The sequence below is a fragment of the Enterococcus ratti genome, from assembly GCF_001886195.1.
Taxonomy (GTDB): Bacteria; Bacillota; Bacilli; order Lactobacillales; family Enterococcaceae; genus Enterococcus_B; species Enterococcus_B ratti.
The window spans coordinates 1-3,975 of sequence record NZ_JXLB01000041.1; the positions used below are offsets into that span (position 1 = coordinate 1).

Sequence of the window (3,975 nt, forward strand, 5' to 3'; positions counted from 1 at the left end):
GTCAAACAGGCCTTAGGTGCCATTTGGGCCGCACTTAGCATGCAGCAATTACCAGTATACCTCTACTTTTGGTACAATCGTTCAAGCCTTAATAGCCACTAACGCAGGAATCTTTATCACCAATCAAAACTATTTAAACGGCAAAATCAAAGTAAAACTTGTGGAATGTTCATTTGACTCAGCAAAAAATCGGATTGAATATGATTCCAATGAACTCCTGCCATAGGGAAACCATTATACGTATCAAAAGAAGTTTCTTTTGCATACACCAGTTTGATGCCTTTCGGTTAATTTATACCATTGAGGAAATTTTCTAAACGCTTCTTCCCGGCTTTTTCGATGTCGTTTGTGATCCTTGATAAACTTTTGTTTCAATTGATCATAATGTTCTTGGAGTTTTCTTCAAGATCCACGTTTTGCCCTGTCGCTTTAAGCCAACTTATGGTCGCCTTCCTATCTTTTCTTACTTATTCTTCTACCTCTGGCCTCTTTCCTAACCTCTACTTCCGGAGACAATGTTACTTCTACTTCAGGTACTTGGTCTAACTTTTGTTTGAGACGGGTACACGCTCGGGCGTTTCCGAGTGCCTTCACGATTTTGATACGTTAGAAAGACGAAAATAGCTTCGTAATGACTTGTATACCCTTGATATTCTTTTTCCAATAATTTCATTGCTTTACACCCTTTCGTTCTGTATGTCTCTTTCATTTTATCAGGAAAGATATTACATTCAGATAGAGCATTCAAACGTTTTTTCGTAAAAAAGAAGATTTCGAAACAAAAGTAATAAAACGTATCGTTTTGAAATACTAACCAACCTTTTAGGATAAAAAAATCTCCTACCTATCTTTATCGTTCATTTTTTTATAGTCAGTATCTACGTGATTCTTCGTCGACTTTTTGTTAAGTAGTCCTTCCTTTCGCAGTTGATTCAGTTGTTGATTTAGCCTCTCACTTCCCTGCGCAAGAAGTATAAGTTGATCTACTAGTTCTTTTTTTTCCTTGACTTTACCCATCATTTTATGTGTATTTGCTTTACATTTATCTAGATTTGTAGTTACACGATGTAGATACGGATCTACCGACAATCGTAAATCCGCTACCGCTTCTTTTATCGTATCAATCCTCTCAATAATTTGTTTTCCTTTTAGTTCATCACGTATTTTATCACACTTGTACTTTAAACACTTATTGGTATTCTCTAATAAGAAATCTTTACTTTGAATGATCTCCTTCAATTCTTCGCTTAAATAAGTCGTGTTTAACTTTGTTCCAATAGTCTGTATTGAGCGATCCATCATTTGAATGTTTTGATCTAATTCAATAAATTCCTCATTTAAATTCACAAGCGTCTCAATCAACTTTCGCATATACATTACTTCTTCTCTTAGATAAACTTCATTTGCAGATTGAATAAGTGGATCTTTCTGATATGCTTTTCTAACATGATCAAGTACTTGCTCAGACAGACCTAAAGACCTCTGTAAAACTTCTTTGATATCTTTTAAAACATCCTCATTATTTTCTTTCAGTCTTTCTTTCTTCCCTTCTTTTCGCATTTTATAATAATGAAATACTTGTTTATATCTCGAATACCATCGAGAATCTTTTTCTACATCTGCTAGTATTGCGTGTAAAAATCGTTCCCGCATTTTCTCAGTAGAATGTGGAAAATCATTCCATTTGACATGCACAGCAGAAGTTCGCTCGAAAATATTTTTGCGGCAATGAAACAACGCTACTTTAAGAGTCGCTTCTGGCTCACTCAACATACAATTTTCTGTAAGTTGTGGTCTCATGACTATCGGAAGAGAAACGAATTGTTTTTCATTTGATAATTCAGCCATCTGCTTAAAAATTTTAAAAGGTTCTTGTATATCATCAGACAATTTACTCTCTTCAAGAATTTGCACAAGTTGAGGCAATTTATTTTGAGAAACGAAGACGTAGTTTCCAATTTGCTTATTATAAAAAAAAGCTTGCTTGTCAACAATCGTCACCAAATAATCCTCATCTTTTTTATGTATCAGTAATCCTCCCACATGATCTACGAGATCTTCTTCTTCCTGAATATTATAGCTAATAGGAAGTATAACAAATGAAGCCGGTTCATTTGTAGCAAGCGTCTGAAGCAATTCTTGTACCTCGTTTGAATCATTCTCTCTACGACAATATTTAATCGTTCGTTTTAAAGAATCAATAACTTGAGGGCGTTTATTTTTATCAATAAAAAATTCATTTTCATCTTGTTCAATCATTTTTGCATAAATAGAAAAAAGAAGAGGCAAAGCAAATTTCTCGTTTTGTTGAAGGTTACTATTGTGACTCACATCCCCGAACCCTGTTAACATCGTTAATAAATCAAAATAACATTCTTCCTCAGAGTAAGGGTGAAAACGTGTTGCCTCCTCCCACACCTTCCATAAAAAATCAAATTCTAATTCTGTTTCTTCCTTTTTTTCTTCTACACTGTCTATCATTGTCTTCACACCAGCTTCAGCATTTAGCTCTAATTCCTTTCTCTCCATTAAATAACACCCCTTTTTTAATATTATTCTATCAATTTCATTAAACCATACTAAATATATATGTCCTCTGCAAAAATTTCTCTTTTAAAAAAAATCAGACGTTTATTTCCCTTATTCATTTTTTGAAAAAATGTGATCTCTCGCACACCATGCACAACGCCACAATCGCCTATCAACTAATTCAACTGTTTTGTTTGACATGTCTTTTTTTCTGTTAAAATTCATTCATTTTTGATCTTTCGTCATTATTGATATAGAAATAAAAAGCGATTGATTTGAAAAAAATCTTCTAAGCACTTCTTCACCTTGACATTCTCTCTTCACTTCTATTATAATGAAGCTCGTGTAAAATAATGCAGCAGAAAAATAATAATTTCGTCCCTATTTCGTTGCCCCGATTCGGGTTCAATTGCGTAACCGCGGCTGCAAAGGTGAAGATTGAAGAACGAACTACACGATTATGAATTTTTCATCGGATTATTTTACTCCAAAAACTAAAATTTATTTTATTGGAGGAAATTTTAATGTCTCGTTATACAGGACCATCATGGAAAATTTCTCGTCGTCTAGGCATTTCACTATCCGGCACGGGAAAAGAATTAGCACGCCGCCCTTATGCGCCAGGTCAACATGGACCAAATAGTCGCGGCAAACAATCAGAATACGGCATGCAATTAACAGAAAAACAAAAACTTCGTCATATGTATGGAATGAATGAACGCCAATTCCGTAACTTGTTCGTAAAAGCCAGCAAAATCAAAGAAGGTAAACATGGGGTTAACTTCATGATCTTACTAGAACAACGATTAGACAACGTTGTTTATCGTCTAGGTCTTGCAACTACTCGTCGTCAAGCCCGTCAGTTAGTAAATCATGGGCATATCATGGTTAATGGTAAACGTGTAGATATCCCTTCTTACCACGTTGAAGTAGGTCAAGTGATTTCTATTCGTGAAAAATCAAAAAATATGGCAACGATTAAAGAAGCCGTAGAAGCAACCGTTGGACGTCCATCATTCATTAGCTTTGATGCTGAAAAATTAGAAGGTTCTTTAACGCGTTTACCAGAACGTGACGAACTTTATCCAGAAATTGACGAAGCTCTTGTCGTTGAATATTACAACCAAAGCTTATAATTTCAGAAGTTTTAATTGTCAAGCCCGCTGTCTTTTTGATAGTTGGGCTTTTTTCATTCTTTTTATTCCCCCTCTTTCTCTCTTTTATTAGTTCTACTTCTCCCTTTTAAATAAAAATACCGCTTTATCTTTTTTAAAATGCATTCTGAGGCGTTCATTAAAACTTAAACAATACAACCATCTACTACATAGCATCTACTGAAGTTAAATATTTACTCTTTTCAAAAATTTACGTCTATTTTTTAATGCGATAATATCTAATTAAAAAGAAGAGATTAGTTAGTGATACGTCGAAAACTCTATTTCTTTG

Annotated in this window: 4 protein-coding genes; 2 read left to right on the forward strand and 2 right to left on the reverse strand. The window is 34.4% G+C overall.

The annotated features are described in order from the left end of the window. Positions 1 to 16: 16 nt before the first annotated feature. A complete protein-coding gene (locus tag RV14_RS11430; protein WP_071856370.1) occupies positions 17 to 226 on the forward strand; it encodes a hypothetical protein in 210 nt (69 codons plus the stop codon). A gap of 303 nt (positions 227 to 529) precedes the next feature. Here the strand turns inward: RV14_RS11430 and RV14_RS12325 are convergent, their stop codons facing one another. Together RV14_RS12325 and RV14_RS11435 are read right to left on the reverse strand one after the other, a co-directional pair. Beyond that, entirely contained in the window at positions 530 to 673 is a 144-nt protein-coding gene (locus RV14_RS12325) for a hypothetical protein (protein ID WP_167359865.1), read from the reverse strand. A 167-nt stretch (positions 674 to 840) separates the two neighbouring features. Continuing rightward, on the reverse strand, positions 841 to 2,529 hold the full coding sequence (locus RV14_RS11435; RefSeq protein WP_071856371.1) for a hypothetical protein: 1,689 nt from the start codon (positions 2,527 to 2,529) through the stop codon (positions 841 to 843). 524 nt (positions 2,530 to 3,053) lie between these two features. On the opposite strand from RV14_RS11435, the gene rpsD reads away from it, so the two are divergent. Continuing rightward, positions 3,054 to 3,665 carry a 30S ribosomal protein S4 gene (rpsD, locus tag RV14_RS11440; protein ID WP_071856372.1) on the forward strand — a complete coding sequence of 204 codons (612 nt, stop codon included), beginning with the start codon at positions 3,054 to 3,056 and terminating at the stop codon, positions 3,663 to 3,665. The last annotated feature ends 310 nt before the right edge of the window (positions 3,666 to 3,975 follow it).

Coding starts and splice junctions, on each gene's coding strand:
- RV14_RS12325 (WP_167359865.1), bottom strand. CDS start 673: ATGAAATTATTGGAAAAAGAATATCAAGGGTATACAAGTCATTACGAA.
- RV14_RS11435 (WP_071856371.1), bottom strand. CDS start 2,529: ATGGAGAGAAAGGAATTAGAGCTAAATGCTGAAGCTGGTGTGAAGACA.
- rpsD (WP_071856372.1), top strand. CDS start 3,054: ATGTCTCGTTATACAGGACCATCATGGAAAATTTCTCGTCGTCTAGGC.